The sequence below is a fragment of the Streptomyces sp. ADI95-17 genome, from assembly GCF_003846175.1.
GTDB lineage: Bacteria > Actinomycetota > Actinomycetes > Streptomycetales > Streptomycetaceae > Streptomyces > Streptomyces sanglieri.
The window spans coordinates 301,705-321,414 of record NZ_ML123045.1; the positions used below are offsets into that span (position 1 = coordinate 301,705).

Here is a 19,710-nt window from a genome sequence, read left to right on the forward strand (position 1 = left end):
ACCCCAGACATGAGTCCTGGACCCGACCGAGATCGAAGTGAGACCACCGGAGACGTTCTTCCAGTCAGCCATGTTCCTGTCCCCTTACCTCGAACCTTGCGAGGGGAATCTTGCTGCTCGGAGGGGCCACCCAAACGGCCTGATATACCGATTGGCTACAGAGATAAACCAAAAATCGCCGTTTGGTCGCCTTCGCCCCTCTGCCTGCTGGGCGGGTGGCCCACTCGCCTCACCACGAGGAGGCTGAATCTGCCGTAACCCACAAGGGAACAAGAGCGGCGCCCGGACTCCGGTCTGCCGGACGATCCGAACGAAACAACTCAGCCCAGGGTGCGGGCCCGTTCGAGGACTTCGGCCGGGGCCTTGGCCGCCGAGCCGGTGTCGAAGGGGGGTTGTGGGTCGTACTCGGTGTAGAGCTGGATCGCCTGGGCGGTCACGTCGTCGGTGAGCAGGGCGGCCAGCCGGACGGCCATGTCGATGCCGGAGGAGACTCCGGCCGAGGTGATCACCCGGTCGTGCCGTACGACCCGTTCGGGGGTGTAGACGGCGCCGTACGACTCCAGGTCGGAGGACGCGTCCCAGTGGGTGGTGGCGGTCAGGCCGTTCAGCAGGCCGGCCGCGCCGAGCACCAGGGAACCGGTGCAGACCGAGGTGGTGAAGCGGGTGCCGGCGTGGATCCGGCGTACCCAGTCGAGGAACGCGGGGTCGTTCACCATGGTCTGGAAGCTGCCCCCGCCCGGGACCAGCAGGACGTCGCAGCGTTCCACGTCGGAGTACCGGGTCGGGACGTGCACCAGCAGGGAACCCAACACGTCCTGCACCAGGCCGGGTTCGACGGTGACGAACTTGACGGTGGCGCCGGGCACGTACGCGAGGATCTCGTACGGACCGATCGCGTCGAGCGGTTCGAAGCGGTCGAAGAGCGGGATCACGATGTCCAGGCTCGGCAGCCAAGGTCCCGCGGGGGCGGTGGAGTCCGGGGCCTTCACACGCCGAGCCACTCCGCGACCTCGACCACGTCCCCGACGCTCACCGTGCCCTCGCAGGCCACGGCGTTCTTCGCGCCGAAGCTGACCTTGTTCCCGTACTCCGGCTCGCGCCGGTAGGTCGACAGGGTGCGGATCGGTTCCGGGCCCGCGCGGTGGCCGGTGGCCTGGTCGACCATGGGGACGGCGCACCGCATCGCCCGTACCGAGTGGGCGAGTTCGACGGAACCGATGGTCATCCGGCGTACCCGGTCCTCGAAGTGGGGCTCGTCGTCACCGGTCAGGACGATGTTGGGGCGGAAGCGGTTCATGGGGACGGGCTTCGCGTCGCCCCGGGCGGTGATGCGGGCGTTGAGGTCGTCCAGGGAGGCCGTCGAGGTGACCAGCACCGCGTGCGCGTCCGCGAAGTTGACCTTGCCGGGGGTGTCGCCCCAGCCGTCCCGGTCGAAGCCGGGAACCACTCGTACCAGGCGGGACTTCACACCGAGCGCGTCGGAGAACCACTCCGCGACTTCGTCCCCCTGGTCGGCGGCCGGGCCGAGGGGGCGGTCGAACATGCTGACGTCGCGGCGCGCGCCGTCCCCGTCGACGTCCAGGCGCAACGGCTCGACGCCCTCGGCGGTCAGGGCCAGGGCCGCCCCGCCGTCCAGGACTCCGACCCTGATCGCGGCCATCGCGGGGTGCGTGCGCTGGCTGCGGAAGGAGCCGTCGGCCGCGTCCACCACCATGAACGTACGGTCGTGTTCCAGGCCCGTGCCGAGGACCTGCGCGGAGTCGACCGTGGTCCCGGCGCAGCCCTTGACCGGGTAGTAGGCCAGTTCGCGGACGGTGATCGTCATGGTGTCCCCTCCGGGGCAGCCGCTTCGAGGTCGTCGACGCTGCCGGACATGATGGTGCGGATGTGTCGGGTGAGGTGGTCGGTGGGCCAGTCCCACCAGGCGACGGCGAGGAGCCGGGCGACGGTCTCCTCGTCGTAGCGGGTGCGGATGAGGCGGGCGGGGTTGCCGCCGACGATGCCGTAGTCGGGTACGTCGGAGGTGACGACGGAGCCGGCGCCGATGATCGCGCCGTGTCCGATGCGTACGCCCGGCATCACCATGGCGTTGTAGCCGAACCAGACGTCGTTGCCCACGATCGTGTCGCCCCGGCCGGGCAGTCCGGTGAGCAGGTCGAAGTGCTCGGCCCAGGAGCCGCCCATGGAGGGGAACGGGAAGGTGGACGGGCCGTCCATCCGGTGGTTGGCGCCGTTCATGATGAACCGCGTCCCGGTCCCCAGTGCGCAGAACTTCCCGATGACGAGCTTCTCCGGGCCGTAGTGGTACAGCACGTTGCGCGTCTCGAACGCGGTCGCGTCGTCCGGGTCGTCGTAGTACGAGAAGTCCCCGACCTCGATCAGTTCGGACTTCACCAGGGGCTTCAGCAGCACGACACGGGGCTGGCCGGGCATCGGGTGCAGGACGGTGGGGTCGGCGGGGACTGGGTTCATGGGGCTCATCATCGCATCCACCTCGCATGATGTAAGTTCCTTTAGGGAACTAACAGAAGCGAGAGAGGGGTGTGCCGTGACGTTGGCGCGATGGACCGAGGTCGACGACTACTTCAACGGTCTGCTGGTGGGCCCGGACGAAGCCCTGGACGCGGCCGTGGAGGCCAGTGACGGGGCAGGTCTTCCGGCGATGCAGGTCGCGGCCAACCAGGGCAAGCTGCTGAACCTGCTGGCCCGGCTCCAGGGTGCGCGCACCGTGCTGGAGATCGGCACCCTGGGCGGCTACAGCACCATCTGGCTGGCCCGCGCGCTGCCGGAGGGCGGCAAGGTCGTGACGCTGGAGGCCGATCCGGCGTACGCGGAGGTGGCGCGGGCCAACATCGAGCGGGCGGGGCTCGCGGATGTCGTCGAGATCCGGGTCGGCCGGGCGCTCGACACGCTGCCGGAGCTCGCGGCGGAGGGGTACGGGCCCTTCGACGTCGTGTTCATCGACGCCGACAAACCGAGCAACCCCGACTACCTTGCCTGGTCCCTGAAGCTGACCCGGCCCGGGAGCCTGATCGTCGCCGACAACGTCGTGCGCGACGGAGAGGTGGTCGACGGCACCAGCGACGACCCGAAGGTGCAGGGTGTGCGCCGGTTCACCGAACTCGTCGCGGCCGAGCCGACGTTGAGCGCGACCGCGCTGCAGACCGTCGGGAGCAAGGGGTACGACGGGCTGATGATGGCGCTGGTCACCGGGTAGGCCCCGGAATCGCGTTGATACGATCGCGCGTTCGACGTCGGTGATGCCTCGGCGCCCGGCCATCACCCCGTGGAGAGACTGTGCAGCGCCATCCCCTCGTCCCGCTCGTCGTCGCCGCGGCACTCTTGTGCGCCGGATGTTCCGGGGAGCCGGAGTCGGAGTCGGGGGCGGGATCGGGATCGGGATCGGCGCGAGAGGCGGAGAAGCCCGGGAACGCCTCCCCGTCCCGCTCGGCGGTGGCGGACCACGGGGCAGCGGTACGGGCCGCGGTGGCCGCGACGAAGAAGAGCAGCGCCCGGATCGATGAGCGGATCGAGATAGGGGACGGCACCACCGAGTACGTCGTCTCGATCAAGGGGGACTTCGACTGGGCGGGCGCCAGGGGACGCCTCGCGGTTTCCCTCCGGAACGCGGCGACAGCCGGGAAGACCTCGCCCCGTATGGAGGAGATCTTCGACGGCGACACCGTCTACATGGGCGGATTCGCCGAGATGGAAGGCTCCTGGGGATCGATTCACCGGAACAGGGCCGAGGCCCACTATGTGCTGCGGGCGCCGATGAACGACCCCGAGCACGTCCTGCGCCAAGTGGCCCTGATGCGCCGGATCTCGAAGGTCGGCGAGGAGGCCGTGAACGGCGCGCCCGCGGTCCACTATCGCGGTGTGCTCACCGATGACGCGGTCACGCTGCGGATGGCGAAGGACATGCGGGTCAAGATCGATGCCGCGCGAGAACAGCTCGGTGCGATCACCGTGTACGCGGATGCCTGGATCGACCGGAACGGGCGGATCGTGCGTACCCGGCTCGACTGGCCCATGGGGGCGGCGGGCGTCAAGGCGACGATGAATCTGGCGGACCACGGGAAGCCGGTGCGGGCGAAGGCTCCGGACCCCGGCAAAGTCGTCCCCATGCCGAACCTCGGTGGCCCGCTGCCCGGTTGACGATTCCTTCCTGCCGTTCCGGGGTCACCGGCTGAGACCCCTCTGACATGCTCGTAGTGATCATTGCGAGCGGTCAAAGAGGTGGGGAGTGTTCAGGGTGGGGTTCGGGAGAAGGAATTGGGCGGCGTTCTTCGCTGTCGCGGTGATGGGCGCGACAGCGGGGTGCGCGGGGAACGACGGCGGGGCCGGGGCGGACGGCGAACCGTCCGCCCCGGCCCCTGTGACCGATGCCCGGCGGATGAGCGAATCGCTCACCCTGCTCAAGGGCTACCGCTCCCTCGGGCTGAAGGGCGAAGTCAGGGGCGAAGTAGTGAGGACGGTCGACCTGCACGCCGATCGGCGCGGCAACTGCGTCGGTACGTACGAGGAGTTGGGAGCGACCAACGAGGTGGTCGTCATCGGCGACCGTGGCTGGGTGCTGTACGGCGACAAGAATCTGGAGAGCACGCGCGCTTTCGCGAAGACCTACGCGCCGGACCAGCTCCCCGCCGTCGAGAAAGCGATCGGGAAGGCCCGTGGGAAGTACGTCGAGTATCCGGCCCGTGAGTTGTTGCAGTACCCGGGGTTGAACCTGTGCGATCTCGGCCGGGCGTTCGCGAAGCTGCCCGGAACGGTGAGCAGCGCGGAGGAGAAGGGCAATCCGCGTACCAAGGGCGGTGAGCGAACCGTTCAGCTCACGCATGGTTCCGGCGGCGATGAGGTGTCGGTGCACGTGCCGGAGAAGGCGGGGTCGGTGCCCCACGGCATCGACTTCGCTCTCGGCGATGCCCCGGCGCTGCTCGAACTCGGCGACTACGACGAGCCGGTGCGGGTGAAGCCGCCCAACCGTGCGGACATCGTGAGCGCCGAAGAGGTGAAGGGGATGAACGTGTCCGTCGAGTGACTGACGGCCGACCACGGCACTCGGCGGTCGGCGTTCGGCGGTGGGTGGGAAATCTCTTGGACGCGGGCAATGGATCCGGCCATGATCGGGTGCATGAATTTGTATGTGATCGACCCGGTTCGTATCGGTACGGAGCAGCTGCCAGGAGGGCGGTCGCTGGGCTGGGCCGAGTGGGGGCCGGTGGACGGGGTGCCGGTGCTGTTCTCGCCGGGGGCGGCCACCAGCAGGCACCTCGGGTTCGGCTGCGAGGAGCTGGACGCGCTCGGCGTGCGGCTGATCTCCGTCGACCGCCCCGGCCTGGGCGCCTCCTCGCCTCGGCCCGGCCGCACCTTCGACGACTTCGTCGACGACATCCGCGCGTTCGCCGGTCTGCGCGGTCTGGGACGGCCCCTGATGGTCGGCAACTCGCAAGGGGCGCCGTTCGCGCTGGCGTGCGCCGCAGCCGGAGCGGTCCGGGCGCTCGCGGTGGTCTCCGGCGGGGACGAGATCGCCGAGCCGCGTTTCGCCGACGCGCTGCCGGGCGAACTGCGGCGGCTCGTCGACCTCGCCGTGCTCGACCCGGTCGCCGCCGAGCAGGCCTTCGCCGGGTTCGGCTCGCAGGCGATGTGGGACATGGTCATGTCCGGCAGCCCGGAGTGCGATCTCGCCGTCTATCAGCAGCCGGCGTTCGCGGCCGCCTACCGGCGTGCGCTGGACGAGGCCTTCGCGCAGGGAGCGGCCGGCTATGCCCGGGACACCGTCCTGGCCATGGGGCGCTGGGGGATCGGGCTGGCGGACATCGCCGTACCCGTCGACCTCTGGTACGGGGAGCAGGACACCGGCCACTCGCCCGACCAGGGGGCCGGACTGGCCATGCGCATCCCGGGCGCGGTCCGGCACCTGGTGCCGGAGGCCGGTGGGGCGGTGCTCTGGACGCACGCCGGGCAGGTGCTGAGCACGCTGCTGGAGCGCGCCGCGGCAGCCTGACTCCTCGAATACACAGAAGAACCCCCGCCTGCACGTCCAGGCGGGGGTTCTCCCTTCATCCGCCTGCCCGGTGAAGGTTGAGAAGACGATCACGAGGCAGGACGTCCGGGCGCCTCCCGGTCAGGGGGCGAGCAGCAGCACGTCGGCGCGCTCCTTGGCGGCCGCGTAACGCTTCGCCACGTCCTGCCAGTTGACGACGGCCCACATCGCCTCGATGAAGTCGACCTTCTGGTTCTTGTACTGGAGGTAGAAGGCGTGCTCCCAGGCGTCGAAGACCAGGACCGGGACGGAGCCCTGGCCGACGTTGCCCTGGTGGTCGTAGACCTGCTCGACGATCAGCTTGCCGCTGACCGGCTCGTACGCCAGGACGCCCCAGCCGGAGCCCTGCGTGGTGGCCGCGGCCTTCGTCAGCTGGGCCTTGAAGCCGGCGAACGAGCCGAACGACTCGGTGATCGCGTCCGCCAGGTCGCCGACACCGTCCGCGGCGAGCGGCTCGCCGCCGCCGTCACCGGTCATGTTGTGCCAGTAGATCGAGTGCAGGATGTGACCCGAGAGGTGGAACGCGAGGCTCTTCTGAAGCCCGTTGATCGCCCCCCAGGCCTCCTTGTCGCGCGCCTCCGCCAGCTGCTCCAGGGTGTCGTTCGCACCCTTCACATAGGCGGCGTGGTGCTTGTCGTGGTGGAGCTCGATGATCTGCGGATTGATGACCGGTTCGAGCGCCGCGTAGTCGTACGGGAGTTCCGGAAGCGTGTACGTGGCCATGTGGTCGAACCCTCCAGCTGCTGCCCTGTTGTTATTGCAACCTATATGCAAGAGCAGGCTAACAGCAGGAGGGGTCGATGGTGATCAGCCCTTCGACGTAGGACCGGGACGCGTCCTCACGCGCGGGCGTGCGTGCGGGCCTCCGCGAGCCGGTTCAGGTGGTCCTCGTACGCCTTCGCGTAGTGCGCCGCGTGCGCCGGGTCCGGTTCGACGACCGCGGTCGGGGCCGTCCACGTCGCCGTGTCCAGCTCCACGCCGAAGCGCTCCGCCGCCGCCAGCACCGCGCCGCGTGCTCCGACCTCTCCCTCCACGATCCGGACCGGCCGGCCCAGCACATCGGCGAACAGCCGCATCCACGCGGGGGAGCGGGTGCCGCCGCCGCACAGGGCGAGGGTGCCGGTGAGGCCCGCGGCCTCCAGGCAGTGCCGGGCGGCGAAGCCGATGCCCTCGCAGACGGCGCGGATCAGATCGGCGGGGGTCGTCTCCAGGGACACCCCGGTGAACTCGGCGCGCAGCCTCGGCTCGACGAACGGGGCGCGTTCGCCGGACGGGGCGAAGTAGGGGAGCACCCGGACCCCGTTCGCGCCCGGCGCGGTGGTGGCGAGCAGCGCGTCGACCTCCGTGTGGCGTACGCCGGTGGTGGTCAGGACCCAGTCCAGGGCCGCGGTGCCGACCATCGCGGGCATGGCGCGCAGCCAGTGGCCGGGGCGGTCGGTGGAGATGTGCAGGCCGGCCGGTTCGCCGTCCAGGTCGAGCCGCTCCGTGGCCACCAGCGCGGCCAGACAGGTGCCGACGATCAGCAGTCCGTCGCCGGGGCGGGTGACGCCCGCGCCCAGCGCGCAGGCCGGCAGGTCGTAGGGGCCGTTGGAGATCCTTGATCCGGAGGGGAGTTCGGCGGTGGCCACCGGGTCGCTGACCGGGGCGAGGAGCGGTGCCCGGTGGGCGAGGCCGAGGGCGGCCACCACATCCGGGGCGTACGAGCGGGTCACCGGGTCCAGGAACGGCATCGACGCGTCGGAGACGTCCGTGGCCCGGACCCCCGTCAGCCGCTGGAACACCATGTCCTTGCAGTACAGGGCGGTCGCCGCGGCGTCGAGCGAGGCCGGTTCGTGCCGGTCGAGCCAGGCCAGCAGCGGGCCCGGACAGCCGGGGAACATCGCGCTGCCGGTGCGCCGGTAGACGGCCTCGAAGACCCCGGACGCCAGCCAGGAGTCGACCAGTTCATGGGCCCGGCCGTCCATCCAGGAGATCGCCTTGCGGACCGGCCGGCCCGCCGCGTCGACCAGCCAGACGCCGTCGCCCTGGCCGGTGAGACCGACGAACCCGACTCCGTCGGAGCCGAGCGCGGCCAGCACCTCGCGGACCGCGCCGTACACCTCGTCCATGTCCTGCTCCACGGACCCGTCGTGGATCGCCAGCCCCACCGGGCGGGACTCGACGGCCAGCGTGCGGCCGCCCGGGTCGAAGGCGGCGGCCTTCACCACGGACGTGCCGACATCGATGCCGATGTACCTCGTCGTGCTTCCGGTCATCGTCACGGCTCCTCTCACAGCGCGTGGGCGAGCGGCTCGTCCCGCACGTAGCGCGCCACCTCGGCCGCCGCGATCCGGGCCGCCTTCTGCGCGACGGCCCGGCTGGCCCCCGCCACGTGCGGGGTCATCAGCAGATGCGGGGTACGGAAGAGCCGCGAAGTGGCCGGCGGCGGCTCCTGCTCGTACGTGTCCAGCGCCGCGGCCCGCAACTGCCCCGAGTCCAGGGCGTCGCACAGCGCGTCCGTGTCCAGCAGCCCGCCCCGGGCCGCGTTCACCAGCACCGCGCCGCGCGGCAGCGTCGCCAGCTCGCGGGCGCCGATGAGATGCCGGGACTCCGGGGTGAGCCTGGCGTGCAGGGTGAGGACCCGGGAGCGGGACAGCAGCGCCTCCAGCGACGCGGCGCGCATGCCGTGGACGTCGCCGCGCACATACGGGTCGTACACCTCGACCTCGGCACCGAACGCGGACAGCACCCGGGCCACCCGGCTGCCCACCGCGCCGTACCCGATCAGGCCGACCGGGGTGTCCTCCAGCTCCAGGCCGCAGTTCTCGTACGTGTAGTGGGTGGCGTCCCAGCGGCCGTCCGCGGCGAGGGAGCGGTGGGCCTCGGGGATGCGGCGCAGCACGGAGAGGATCAGCCCGACGGTGAACTCGGCGGTCGCCGCCGCGTTGCGCCCCGGCGCGAAGCACACCCGTACGCCCCGGGCACGTGCGGCGGCCGCGTTCACATTGACCGGGCCGCCCCGGCAGACCACGATCAGCCGGAGGTCGGGGGCGGCGGCCAGCACCCGCTCGGTGAACGGGCCCATCTGGGTCACGCACACCTCGACCCCGTCCAGGGCGGCGATCAGCGCGTCCTCGGCGTCGCTCGCCTCGTCGACCTCGGCGACCTTGCCGAAGGGTTCCAGGGGCCAGGGCAGGGTGAGTTCGGCGAGCTGCGGTTCCGTGCCGGTCGGGCCGAGCGCCTGGTGCAGGGCCTCGGCGAGCAGCGAGTTGCGGACGAAGTGGTCACCGGCGAGCAGAATCCTCGTGGCGGGGCGGACCGTCTGGGGGCGGGTCATCGCAGAGCGTCTCCTGTCTGGGCGTCGAAGACATGGACGTGCCGGGGATCGGCGGTGATGCGTACGGTGTCGTCCCGGTCGAGCCGTACCTCCGGACCGGTCACGACGACCAGCGGCTCCGCCACCCCGTCGAGCGAGAGCGTGGCGATGCCGGATTCCAGCAGGGGCTCATGGGCGGCGACCCGGGCCCGTGCACCAGTGTCGTCCAGGCGCACATCCTCCGGGCGGATGCCGAGCACCACCGCGCGTCCCGCCGCGATCCGGTGCGGTACGGGAACGCGCACCGAGTCCGAGAGGCGGACCTCGCCCGAGCCGGTGGCCGTGCCCGGCAGCAGATTGACGGCCGGCTCCCCGACGAAGTCGGCGACGAACAGGTTCGCCGGGGCGTCGTAGATCTCCTCGGGGGTGCCGAGCTGCTGGATCTCGCCGTCCCGCATCACCGCGATCCGGTCGGCGAGCGACAGCGCCTCCTCCTGGTCGTGGGTGACCAGGATGGTGGTGTGGCCGCTGTCGCGCTGGATCCGTTTCAGCTCGCGCCGGGTGGTGTCCCGCTGGCCGGCGTCGAGATGGGAGAGCGGCTCGTCCAGGAGGAGCACGTCGGGCACCCGGATCAGCGCGCGGGCCAGCGCGACCCGCTGCTTCTGGCCGCTGGAGAGCCCGGCCGGGCGGGCGTCCAGGAGGTCGGTGATCCCGAGCCGTTCGGCCATTGCGGCGACCCGGCGGCGGATCTCGGCCCGGCCGCACCCGCCCCGGGCGGCCAGCCCGAAACCGAGGTTCTCCGCGACCGTCAGCGGCGGGTACAGCGCGTAGTTCTCGAACGCCACCCCGATGTTGCGCTGCCGGGCCGGGAGCGGCACCACCGACGAGCCGCCGATGAGGATGTCGCCGCCGGTGACCGTCTCCAGGCCGGCGATCATCCGCAGGGTGGTGGACTTGCCGCAGCCGGACGGGCCGAGCAGCCCCAGCAGCTCGCCGGAGCGCAGCTCGACGTCGATGGACCGGACGGCCTCGACGGCCGCCCGGCCCCGCCCGGTGTAGGTCTTGCGCAGCGCGCGCAGGGCCAGTTCAGTCATCCGTCACCGCCGTCTCACCGTCACCCGTCATCGCCGTCCCCCGCTCCGGAGTCCCGTCCGGTGGAGCAGACCTCGTAGGGCACCTTGTGCTCGTCGAGCTCGCGCAGCGCCTGCGGGGACGCCCCGTCGTCGACCAGCAGCAGATCGAAGCGGGAGAGCGGAGCCAGCCGGTGCAGGGCGACCCGGCCCAGCTTCGAGTGGTCCAGCAGCAGCACATTGCGGCTCGCCGAGTCGAGCATCGCCCGCTTCACGGCGATGATGTGCTGCTCCTGGTGGTAGGCGAAGCCGCCGGACGCGGCGGAGGTGGAGGTGAAGCAGATGTCGACCTGGAGCGACTGCACCGCCTCCACGCAGGAGACACCGAGGAACGAGGAGTGCAGCGGGTCGAAGTCCCCGCCGAGGCCCATCAGATGGATCCCGCGCTCCTGCGACAGCAGGTTGATCGCCTCCAGGAAGTTGGTGACGACGGTCAGCGGGGTGATGGAGCGCAGCCGGCGCGCTATCTCCAGCGTGGACGTCGAGTCGTCGAGCATCACCGCCATGCCCGGCTCTATGAGCTTCAGGGCCCGTTCGGCGACGGCGGCCTTCTCGGCCCGCATCGTCTTCAGCCGGTAGGAGACGTTCGACTCGAAGACGCCGGACGGCTGGGCGGTGACGCCGCCGCGGAACTTGCGGACGATGCCCTGCCGTTCCAGCTCGTCCAGATCGCGGTGGATGGTCATCAGGCTGACGTCGAAGCGCTCCGCCAGCTCTGCGGCGCTCACCTCGCCCTGCGCGAGGACGTACTCGGCTATGGATGCCTGGCGCGGGGCGGGGCCCCGCTGCGGAACGTTGCTCACGTGCTGATCCTTCGTCCTGGACGTGCCGGCCGGTCGGCCTCGAACAGCAGCAGACTCTCAGGCGGTACCGAGAGCCGGACCGGACGGTCGGGACTCAGGCCGGCCGCCTCGGCGCGCGGGACGACGAGGGACAGCCGCTGCCCGCCGATCCGTACGGTCACCTCGGTGGCCCGGCCGAGCAGCTCGGTGACATGGACGGCGCCGGTCAGCTCCAGGTCCGGGCGCCCGCCGCCGCCCGCCGCCGGGCCCCGGAAGCCGATGTCCCGGGGCCGTACGCCCAGTTGGACGGCGGTGCCAGGCGGTGCGGGCACCGCCAGCGGCAGCTCGTACGCCCCGTCCGGCGACCGGAAGTGCCCCTCGGGCGTCACCGTGCCGGGCAGCAGATTGATCCGCGGCCGGCCGAAGGACCGGGCGACGAAGGTGTCGTACGGGCGGTGCCACAGCTCCTCGCGGGTGCCGGTCTGCACCATCCGGCCGTCCCTGATCACCCCGATCCGGTCGCCGAGCGCCAGCGCCTCCACCGAGTCGTGGGTGACGTACAGCGTGGTGGTGCGCCGCACCGCACCGATCGCCCGCAGCTCCGCGCGCATCGCCTGCCGCAGCTTCGCGTCCAGGTGCGACAGCGGCTCGTCGAGCAGGAACGCCCTGGCCGGCCGCACCAGCACCCGGCCGAGCGCCACCCGCTGCCGCTGGCCGTTGGAGAGCCGGCCCACCTGACGGTCCAGCAGAGCGCCGATGCCCAGGAGCTCGGCGATCTCCCCGATCCGCTCGCGCGCCTCGTTCGCGGGGAGGCGATGGCGCGGCGAGCGGAGCGGGGAGGCGAGGTTGTCGTACGCGGTGCGGTGCGGGTAGAGCGCGTACGACTCGAAGCACATGGCCACGCCCCGGTCGTAGGGCTCCACGCCCGCCATGTCCGCCCCGCCCAGCTCGACCGTCCCGGCCTGCGGCTGCTCCAGGCCCGCGATCGTCTTGAGCGTGGTCGTCTTCCCGGCGCCGGACGGGCCGAGCAGACAGAAGAACTCGCCCTCGGCCACCTCCAGGTCCAGGCCGTCGAGCGCGGTCTGCTTCCCGTACCGCTTGCCGACCCCGCGCAGCGCGATCGCCGCCGGGCCGGTCATGACTTCACCGCCCCGAACGACAGCCCGCGCACCAGATACCGCTGGATGGTGAGCGCCAGCAGCAGCGGCGGGACCACCGAGACCAGCGCCGCGGCGGCCGTCAGGTTGTACTTGGGCCGGTCGCCGCCAAGGAAGGACAACGCCCCGACCGTCACCGTCTGCGCGTTCGACGAGGTGAGGATCAGCGGGAAGACGAAGTTGTTCCACGCGAAGATGAACGCCAGCAGCGAGACGGCCGCGATCCCCGGCTTCACCAGCGGCAGCGCGACCCTGAAGAACGCCTGCTTGCGGGTGTAGCCGTCCAGCAGCGCCGCCTGCTCCAGCTCGGGGGAGAGATCGGAGAAGTACGACCGCATGATCCAGACGATCAGCGGGAGCGTCACCAGTTGCAGCACCCACACCATGCCGACGTAGGTGTCGAAGAGCCCGAGCTGCTGGTAGAGCACGAACAGCGGGATGATCACGGTGAGTTCGGGCGCGAAGCGGAACGAGAGCAGGGTGAACATCAGGTTCTCCGAGCCGCGGAACCGCCACCGCGCGGCGGCGTACGCGGCGGGCAGCCCGATCACCAGCGACAGCGCGACCGCGCCCAGCGACACGACGAGGCTGTTCACGAAGAACCGGAGGAACGGCACCCCCTGGTCGCCCCCGGCACCCAGCACCGTGCGGTACGAGTCGAGGGTCGGGGTGAACGAGAAGTACGTGCTGAACAGCTCGTTCGTCGGCTTCAGCGACAGGACCACCATCCAGGCGACGGGGAACAGCGCGAAGACGAAGTAGCCGATCAGCGCCAGATCGGCGGCGACGGAGAGCACTCTGCGCCTCATCCCGGCACCTCCGCCGCCCGGTTCTGGATCCGGCCCAGATAGCGCACCAGCACCATCGTGACCAGGTAGACCACGGCCCAGAGCACGATCATGTAGCTGATCCCGAACGAGTAGCGCTGGAAGCGGATCGCCTCCAGATAGGCCCGGATCTGGAGCACCATCGTCGAGTCGCCGGGCCCGCCCTCGGTCAGCGCGTAGATGATGTCGAAGACCTTCAGCGAGTCCATGAACCGGAAGATCACGGCGACCAGCACGTACGGCCAGAGCATCGGCAGGGTGAGGCGCCGGAAGGTGAACCACCAGCCCGCCCCGTCGACCGCCGCCGCCTCGAACGGCGAGGCGGGCAGCGAGCGCAGACCGGCCAGCGCGAGGATCGCGACGAACGGGGTGTAGACCCACACGTCCACCGTGATCGAGGAGAGCAGCGCGCCCGTCGGGGTGTCCGTCCACTGCACACCGCCGAGGCCGAACGGCTCCAGGAGATGGTTGACGACCCCGACCGACGGCTGGAGCATCAGCTTCCACATGATCGCGGCGATCACCGGCGCGATCATCAGCGGCAGGATCAGGATCTTCTCCAGCACCCGCCCGACCCGGCTCGACCGGTGCAGCAGCAGCGCCACGGACACCCCGAGCACCGTCTCGACGGCCGCCGCGCCGACCGCGTACGCCACCGTCACCCGCGCCGAGTCCCAGAACGCCGGCCGAGTGAGGATTTGCCGGTAGTTCTCGATGCCCACCAGGTCGGGCTGCGGCCTGCTCGCCGCGAAGTCGAACAGCGTGTAGTAGAGGCCGAGCCCGAACGGGTAGAGGATCCCGCCGGTCAGCAGCAGCGCGGGCACGATCAGCAGATACGGCCGCAGCGAGCGGCGCCACGCCGGCACCGCCCGTACCGCCGGCTTCCCGGGCCCCGGGCCGGGGGCCGCCCCGTGGCCGGTCTCCGGCACGGTGGCCGCGCGTCCCGGCACCGGTCAGCCGACCTTCGACGCCAGATCGCCGGCCAGGCCGTTCAGCACCGACGAGGCGTTCTTCCCGCCGTAGATCTCCTGGAGCGCGGCGGCCCAGCTGGTCGTCGCGTCGAAGAACTGCTCCTGCGGGGTGAACTGGATCCTGGTCTCGTCGACGACCGTCTCGAAGGTCTCGATGAACCCGGGGATCGCCCGCATCTTGTCCTTGTACGCGGCGTCCTGGCTCACCGACTTGCGTACCGGGTCGATGTGGTTGTGCTCGATCGCGCCCTTGCGCAGATGCTCCTTGCCGGTCGCCCACTGGAGGAACAGCCAGGCGGCGGACTTGTTGCGGCTGCGGGCGTTCATGCCGAGCGACCAGATCCACATGTTCGTGGCGAGCGAGCCGCCGGGGCCCTTCGGACCGGGGTGGAAGGCGATCTTCCCGGAGGCGGGCGAGGCCCCCTTCACCGCCTGGAAGTACGCGGCGGTGTCCGCGTCGAAGAGCATCCCCGCCTTCTTCGCCCCGAGGTCGCCGGAGCACTGGTACCAGGTGTACGAGGTCCAGGACGGCGGCCCGCCCTTCCTGACCATCTCCGCCCAGTCCCGGGTGAACGCGACCGCCTCCGGGGAGTTCATCGCGGGCTTCACCTTCCCGCCCTCGACGGTGAAGTCCTTCAGGCCGTTGCGGGCGTACATCGTCATGAAGCCGGGATGGATCGTCGCCCAGCTGCGCGAGCCGCGCACCGCGACCCCGTACATCCGGTCGAAGCCCGCCCCCGGCGCCCGGCGGGTGATCGCCCCGGCGATCTCGCGCAGCTCGTCGAAGGTCTCGGCGGGCTTCAGGCCGAGCTTCTCGAACACCTCGGTGTTGTACGCGACGACATTGGTCTCCCAGCCCCACGGCAGCGCGTACTGCCCGCCCTGCCCGAGCGGCGCGCCCGCCTCCAGCGACCACTGGTCGGCCGCCAGCAGGTTGGGGAAGAAGTCCTCCCGGTCCCAGTCGTCCCCGGTGGCCGAGGCGTTGCGCATCCAGGGGCCGAGATCCTCCAGCCAGCCCGGCGGCCCGTACTGCCACACCATGTACGCGCCGAGCATGAACACGTCGTAGGAGGCGCGCCCGCTGGACAGGTCGACGGTGAGCTTGTCGAAGTAGTTGTCCTCCGGGAAGACGTCGTACTCGACCTTGATCCCGGTCTTCTCGGTGAACGCCTTCAGGTCGGCGATCAGCGCATCGGTGTACGGATGCTTGTTGAGCAGCGCCTTGACGGTCCGGCCCTCGGCCCGCTTCCAGTCGAACGGGCCGGTGACGTCGTCGGCCGCGGAGCCGCCGCCCTTCGGACCGCCACCGCCGAAGCCCGTGCCGCAGGCGGTCAGCAACGGGGCGGCGGACGCGGCAGCGGCCGCACCGAGGGCGAGGAACCGTCGCCGGTCGTGCGCGTGCATGTCCATCCGTGACCTCCACGGTCCGGCCGGAGATGGGTGGGGGGTGCCCGTTCACACGTTGAATCGACTGGTTAACAGAGCTTGGAACAACGCAAGTTGGCCGTCAATCCCTCGCGCAACGGAAATTCTCGGTGCAGAGTGAGAACTTCACAGAGGGGACCGATATGTGGATGGGCATCGATCTCGGCACGCAGAGCGTCCGGGCGGTGGTGGCGGCGGACGACGGCGAGATCCTCGGCAGCGGCTCCGCCCCGCTCACGGGCAGACGTGACGGCGTACGGCATGAGCAGCGGCCCCTCGACTGGTGGACGGCGCTGTGCGCGGCCAGCCGTCAGGCGCTGCGCGACTGCCCCGCCCCGCGCGCGCTGGCCGTCTGCGCCACCTCCGGCACCGTGCTGCTCGGCGACCGGGAGGGGCGGCCGCTGACCCCGGGGGTGATGTACGACGACGGGCGGGCCGTCGCGGAGGCGGCCAGGGCCAAGGCCCCGCCGAGCTGGGCGCTGCCCAAGGTGATGTGGCTGCTGAAGGAGTACGGGGCAGGGGCGGGCGACGCCGTACGGGTGATGCACCAGGCCGATCTGGTCCTGGCCCGGCTCGCCGGGACGCCGCTGCCCACCGATTCCAGCCATGCCCTGAAGACCGGCTACGACCTGGAGCGGAACGACTGGCCGCGGCGCAGGTTCGGGAAGCTGGGCCTGCCCGACGGGATCTTCCCGGACGTGGTGCGGCCGGGCACGAGGATCGGCGAGGTGGGGCGGGCGGCGGCCGAGGAGACCGGGATCCCGGCGGGCACCGCCGTCGTGGCCGGGATGACGGACGGGTGCGCGGCGCAGCTCGCCTCCGGTTCGCTGGCCGTCGGCTCCTGGAATTCGGTGCTCGGCACGACGCTGGTCCTGAAAGGGGTCACCTCGTCGCCGGTCGAGGACCCGGCCGGGGTCGTCTACAACCACCGCGCGCCGGACGGGAGCTGGCTGCCGGGCGGCGCCTCGGGGGTCGGGGGCGGGGTGCTGACCGCCGCCTTCCCTGCGGTGGACCCGATCCGCATGGACGCGCTGGCCCGCGACCACGAACCGGCTCGGGTGGTGGCGTACCCGCTGGTGGCGACGGGGGAGCGGTTCCCGTTCGTGGCGCCGGAGGCCACCGGCTTCCTGCTCGGCGAGCCCGCCTCCGACGCCGAGCACTGGCTGGCCCTGCTCACCGGCGTGGGCCTGGTCGAACGGCTCTGCTTCGACTACCTCGACCTGCTCGGCGCCCAGAACTACGGCCGGCTCACCCTCACCGGCGGCGCGGCCCGCAGCGGCTACTGGAGCAGACTGCGCGCCGACATCCTCGGCCGGCCCGTGTACATCCCGCAGTACAGCGAACCCGCCCTCGGCATGGCGATCCTCGCCGCGTACGGTGCGGGGGCCGGGGCCGGTCTGGCCAGGACGGCGGGCGCGATGGTGCGGCTGCGCCACGTGCTGCACCCGCATCCGGTGCGTACCGCGTGGTACGCCGAGCCGTACCTCACGCTGGTGGACGAACTGGAGCGACGCGGCTGGCTCCCCGGCCCGGTCGCCGCCCACGCCCGGACCCGAACGGAGCGGTCATGACCGCCCGGCCCCGAACGGAGAAGCCATGACCAGGAGCCCGGCCACCCTGCTGCTCGCCCGCCACGGGCAGACCGTCTGGCACGCGGAGAACCGCTACGCCGGGGTCAGCGACATCGCCCTCACCGACGAGGGCCGCCGCCAGGCCCGGCAGCTGGGCGACTGGGCGCCCCGGAACGGGGTCGACGCGATCTGGACGTCCACGGTCGGCCGGGCGATCGAGACCGCGCAGCCCGCGTGCGAGGCGCTCGGCCTCGTCCCCCGGCGCGAACACGAGCTGCGCGAATGCGACTTCGGCGAGGTGGAGGGGCGCACCCTGGCGGAGTTCGCGGCCGAGCAGCCGGAACGGGCCCGGGAGTACCGCGCCGACCCGGTGGCCCACCCCTTTCCGGGGGCCGAGGACCCCCGGGCCGCGGCGGCCCGGGGGACGGCGGCGCTGCGCCGGATCGCGGACGGGCACCCGGGGCAGCGGGTGCTCGTCGTCGCGCACAACACCCTGCTGCGACTGGTGCTGTGCGAACTGCTGTCGATTCCGCTTGGCTCCTACCGCCGGGTCTTCCCGCAGCTGCGGAACGCGGCGGTGAGCGAGGTGCGGATCGGGGAGGAGGGCGGTGCGCTGCTCTCCCTCAACGTGCCCTGCGCACCGGAGGCACCCGGCGTCAGCCCCTGACGGCCGCCGCCCGACGCTGCCGTACGACACCGATGGCGCAGAGCACGAGGGTCATGGCGCCGGTGGCCAGCAGCTGGTCACGGGTGTCCGGCTGGCGGAGCATCAGGAAGAAGATGCCGGCCATGGCCAGGAGCGCCACCACCGTCAGGAACGGGAAGAACCACATCCGTACCACCAGCAGATCGGGCGCCACGCGCTCCAGCCGGGCGCGCAGAATCAGATGGGAGACGGCGATGAAGATCCAGACGACCAGGATCACCGCGCCGATCATGTTGAGCAGCCACGGGAACACGTCGTCGGGACGCCAGTAGCTGAGCAGCACGCACAGGAAACCGAACACGGACGAGACCAGCACCGCGGTGCGCGGGACGCCCGAGGAGATCCGGCCGAGCCGCTTCGGGCCCTGGCCGCGGCCGACCAGCGAACAGGCCATCCGCGAGGCGCCGTAGATGTTGGCGTTCATCGCGGAGAGCAGGGCGATCAGGATGACCACGTTCATGATCTCGGCCGCGCCGTTGATGCCGAGGTGGTCCAGTGCCGCGTAGAACGGGCCGACCTCCACGACCTTCGGGTCGTCCCACGGGACGAGCGTGACGACGACCGCCATCGAGCCGACGTAGAACAGCGCGATCCGCCACATCGCCGTCCGCACGGCCCTGGCGACGCCCTGCACCGGGTTCTCGGACTCGGCCGCGGCGATGGTGACGGTCTCCAGACCGCCGTACGCGAAGACGGAGGCGAGCAGCCCGATCACCAGGCCCTCGGCGCCGTTCGGCATGAACCCGCCCTCACCGCTGAGGTTGGCGGTGCCGGGGGCGTCCGTGCCGGGCAGTACGCCCAGGATCGCCAGCACGCCGAGGACCAGGAAGAGTGTGATCGCCACGACCTTGAGGGCGGCGAACCAGAACTCGAACTCGCCGAACTTCGTCACCGAGGCCAGGTTGGTGCCCAGGAAGACCACCATGAACAGCGCGACCCAGGCCCACTCCGGGGTGCCGGGCAGCCAGCCGGTGACGATCTTCGCGGCTCCGATGCCCTCCAGGCCGACCGCGACGCAGAGCAGCACCCAGAACGCCCAGCCGGCGGTGAACCCCGCCCAGGGGCCGATCGCCCGCTCCGCGTGGACGGAGAAGGAGCCGGACGCCGGGTTCGCCGCCGACATCTCGCCGAGCATGCGCATCACGAGCATGACCAGCAGCCCGGAGACGGTGTACGCGATGATGATCGACGGGCCCGCGGCGGCGATGCCCGCGCCCGAGCCGACGAAGAGCCCGGCGCCGATGACCCCGCCGAGGGCGATCATCGACAGATGACGCTGCTTGAGCCCGTGGGTGAGAGCCGAATCGGCCGCGGCGTCGGAGACGGCGGCCGGGGAGCCGGTGGGGGGAGACGCGGAATTCCGAGACATGGACAAGCTCTGTTCGATCGGTGAGACGTGGGGGACGCACGGTGGTACGTGGGGGGACGTGCGCGCACAGTCTGAGCACGCGCCCCGCCGAGGGGGAACCACTGTCCGCTATACGGGCACGATGCTCACACAAGGTGCACACCTGGACACGTGGGGCGGCAGTACGGGATCCGGCCGGGGCGGCCCCGGTGCCTCCGCCGGCCCGCCCCGGGTGGCGGCGGCCGGCCGGCCCGGACGGAATTGGCGGGAACCTACAGTCCGCCCCGGCGGCCCTGCCCGCCCGGATCCGGGCCGCTCCGCCCCCAGCTCAGTGACGAGCATCACGCCGTCGCGCGATTGCGTACCGCTCTTTGTGCGGACCCCACCAACGCCCAGGTCAACGCTTTGTGGGCCACTGATGGTGATCGGGCGTTAACCCGTGGGCTAACGTC

19 protein-coding genes are annotated in these 19,710 nt (G+C 71.2%); 6 read left to right on the forward strand and 13 right to left on the reverse strand.

Going from position 1 to position 19,710, the window contains the following annotated elements:
• Positions 1-320: 320 nt before the first annotated feature.
• Genes EES42_RS09440 through EES42_RS09450 form a run of 3 tightly spaced genes read right to left on the reverse strand, consistent with a single transcriptional unit; the run spans position 321 to position 2,472 of the window.
• A complete protein-coding gene (locus tag EES42_RS09440; RefSeq protein WP_346775388.1) occupies positions 321-989 on the reverse strand; it encodes a DJ-1/PfpI family protein in 669 nt (222 codons plus the stop codon).
• Positions 986-1,825, reverse strand: coding sequence for an MOSC domain-containing protein (locus EES42_RS09445; protein ID WP_124717694.1), 840 nt, complete (start codon positions 1,823-1,825; stop codon positions 986-988). The genes EES42_RS09440 and EES42_RS09445 overlap by 4 nt, the downstream gene beginning before the upstream one ends.
• Positions 1,822-2,472: a CatB-related O-acetyltransferase gene (locus tag EES42_RS09450; protein WP_124717695.1), complete on the reverse strand. Its 651-nt coding sequence runs from the start codon at positions 2,470-2,472 to the stop codon at positions 1,822-1,824. The genes EES42_RS09445 and EES42_RS09450 overlap by 4 nt, the downstream gene beginning before the upstream one ends.
• Before the next feature lie 76 nt (positions 2,473-2,548).
• Between EES42_RS09450 and EES42_RS09455 the strand changes: the two genes are divergently transcribed.
• From EES42_RS09455 to EES42_RS09470, 4 genes are all read left to right on the forward strand, one after another.
• Positions 2,549-3,217 (forward strand): O-methyltransferase, encoded by a 669-nt coding sequence (locus EES42_RS09455; protein ID WP_206433424.1) that lies wholly within the window; start codon positions 2,549-2,551, stop codon positions 3,215-3,217.
• A gap of 80 nt (positions 3,218-3,297) precedes the next feature.
• Positions 3,298-4,158, forward strand: a complete 861-nt coding sequence (locus EES42_RS09460; protein WP_124717697.1) for an SCO4651 family lipoprotein — start codon at positions 3,298-3,300, stop codon at positions 4,156-4,158.
• A 238-nt stretch (positions 4,159-4,396) separates the two neighbouring features.
• On the forward strand, positions 4,397-5,041 hold the full coding sequence (locus EES42_RS09465) for a hypothetical protein (protein ID WP_124717698.1): 645 nt from the start codon (positions 4,397-4,399) through the stop codon (positions 5,039-5,041).
• Between the two features lie 93 nt (positions 5,042-5,134).
• On the forward strand, positions 5,135-6,007 hold the full coding sequence (locus EES42_RS09470; RefSeq protein ID WP_206433425.1) for an alpha/beta fold hydrolase: 873 nt from the start codon (positions 5,135-5,137) through the stop codon (positions 6,005-6,007).
• A gap of 120 nt (positions 6,008-6,127) precedes the next feature.
• On the opposite strand, the gene EES42_RS09475 is transcribed toward EES42_RS09470, so the two are convergent.
• The 9 genes from EES42_RS09475 to EES42_RS09515 form a co-directional block, all read right to left on the reverse strand.
• Positions 6,128-6,769: a superoxide dismutase gene (locus EES42_RS09475; RefSeq protein WP_093542517.1), complete on the reverse strand. Its 642-nt coding sequence runs from the start codon at positions 6,767-6,769 to the stop codon at positions 6,128-6,130.
• Between the two features lie 116 nt (positions 6,770-6,885).
• The gene (locus tag EES42_RS09480; RefSeq protein WP_124717699.1) at positions 6,886-8,301 is read right to left on the reverse strand and encodes an FGGY-family carbohydrate kinase; all 1,416 of its coding nucleotides are present in this window, start codon (positions 8,299-8,301) and stop codon (positions 6,886-6,888) included.
• A 14-nt stretch (positions 8,302-8,315) separates the two neighbouring features.
• Positions 8,316-9,362: an NAD(P)-dependent oxidoreductase gene (locus tag EES42_RS09485; RefSeq protein ID WP_124717700.1), complete on the reverse strand. Its 1,047-nt coding sequence runs from the start codon at positions 9,360-9,362 to the stop codon at positions 8,316-8,318.
• A complete protein-coding gene (locus tag EES42_RS09490) occupies positions 9,359-10,435 on the reverse strand; it encodes an ABC transporter ATP-binding protein (protein WP_124717701.1) in 1,077 nt (358 codons plus the stop codon). The genes EES42_RS09485 and EES42_RS09490 overlap by 4 nt, the downstream gene beginning before the upstream one ends.
• 20 nt (positions 10,436-10,455) lie before the next feature.
• Complete coding sequence (locus tag EES42_RS09495) at positions 10,456-11,274, reverse strand: DeoR/GlpR family DNA-binding transcription regulator (protein WP_241196337.1); 819 nt, start codon at positions 11,272-11,274, stop codon at positions 10,456-10,458.
• Positions 11,271-12,392 (reverse strand): ABC transporter ATP-binding protein, encoded by a 1,122-nt coding sequence (locus tag EES42_RS09500; protein ID WP_124717702.1) that lies wholly within the window; start codon positions 12,390-12,392, stop codon positions 11,271-11,273. Before EES42_RS09500 ends, EES42_RS09495 begins: the two co-directional genes overlap by 4 nt.
• Positions 12,389-13,219, reverse strand: a complete 831-nt coding sequence (locus tag EES42_RS09505; protein ID WP_124717703.1) for a carbohydrate ABC transporter permease — start codon at positions 13,217-13,219, stop codon at positions 12,389-12,391. Before EES42_RS09505 ends, EES42_RS09500 begins: the two co-directional genes overlap by 4 nt.
• Complete coding sequence (locus EES42_RS09510) at positions 13,216-14,187, reverse strand: carbohydrate ABC transporter permease (RefSeq protein ID WP_241196338.1); 972 nt, start codon at positions 14,185-14,187, stop codon at positions 13,216-13,218. Before EES42_RS09510 ends, EES42_RS09505 begins: the two co-directional genes overlap by 4 nt.
• A gap of 3 nt (positions 14,188-14,190) precedes the next feature.
• Complete coding sequence (locus tag EES42_RS09515) at positions 14,191-15,618, reverse strand: ABC transporter substrate-binding protein (RefSeq protein ID WP_124717704.1); 1,428 nt, start codon at positions 15,616-15,618, stop codon at positions 14,191-14,193.
• Between the two features lie 158 nt (positions 15,619-15,776).
• On the opposite strand from EES42_RS09515, the gene EES42_RS09520 reads away from it, so the two are divergent.
• A complete protein-coding gene (locus EES42_RS09520; protein ID WP_124718474.1) occupies positions 15,777-17,204 on the forward strand; it encodes an FGGY-family carbohydrate kinase in 1,428 nt (475 codons plus the stop codon).
• 25 nt (positions 17,205-17,229) lie between these two features.
• Positions 17,230-17,871: a histidine phosphatase family protein gene (locus EES42_RS09525; protein ID WP_124717705.1), complete on the forward strand. Its 642-nt coding sequence runs from the start codon at positions 17,230-17,232 to the stop codon at positions 17,869-17,871.
• Here EES42_RS09525 and EES42_RS09530 read toward each other — a convergent pair.
• Positions 17,861-19,279, reverse strand: coding sequence for an amino acid permease (locus EES42_RS09530; RefSeq protein WP_124717706.1), 1,419 nt, complete (start codon positions 19,277-19,279; stop codon positions 17,861-17,863). The genes EES42_RS09525 and EES42_RS09530 overlap by 11 nt on opposite strands.
• Positions 19,280-19,710: the final 431 nt, after the last annotated feature.